Raw genomic sequence first — 588 nt, 5'->3', positions numbered from 1 at the left:
GAAATCAACCGGGAGACGATCGGCCGCGCCGTCGGTCCGGGGGCGGCGAGCGCCGCGGCCTCGCAGACGCTGCCGACACCGCGGTGATGTGCGACCACGGCAGACGACGTCGTGATACGCGCGGTGGCTTGTTCGAGCGCAGTCGCATCGATCGGCAAGATGGGGAGAGCGGTGGTGGTTGCGGCCTCGCGCAGGCTGCTGTGAGCGGCCTTGTCGGCAGCGGTCGCCAGCGCTGACGGCTGATGCGGATTGGCGGCGCGGCGCGCAGTCTCGATCACGTCGATGATCGCCGATGCGGGGGCGGCGGCGCGGAAGCCGATGCCGATCACGACGGCGGTCATTTGCGGACGCTCCATTGCACCACCGGCATCGCCGCGCGCCATCCGGTGAGGCCGCCGACCGGCGCGGCGCGCTCGACGCCGAGCCGCAGCAGCTCGCCGCCGTGGCGATGATGCCAGTCGATCAGCAGCGCCTCGGTCTCCAGCGTCACCGCATTCACCACCAGCCGGCCGCCAGCGGGTAGCGCCTGCCACACCGTATCCATCACGCCCGGGCGGCTAGCGCCGCCACCGATGAACACCGCGTCCG

General features: G+C 71.9%; 1 protein-coding gene and 1 pseudogene. Both read right to left on the bottom strand.

Annotated features, from left to right (window positions below; genetic code table 11):
• Positions 1 to 341: cobalamin biosynthesis protein (locus tag DU475_RS23960; RefSeq protein WP_164633533.1), on the bottom strand; the 341-nt coding region annotated here is incomplete at its 3' end.
• Positions 338 to 588 (bottom strand): annotated as a pseudogene (locus DU475_RS23955) (cobalamin biosynthesis bifunctional protein CbiET); the annotation flags it as partial. The gene DU475_RS23960 and the pseudogene DU475_RS23955, both read right to left, overlap by 4 nt.

Source organism: Rhodopseudomonas sp. WA056 (assembly GCF_010906995.1).
Classification (GTDB): domain Bacteria; phylum Pseudomonadota; class Alphaproteobacteria; order Rhizobiales; family Xanthobacteraceae; genus Rhodopseudomonas; species Rhodopseudomonas palustris_G.
Note: the sequence above shows the minus strand (reverse complement) of the source record. Positions and strands in the feature narration are given on the sequence as shown.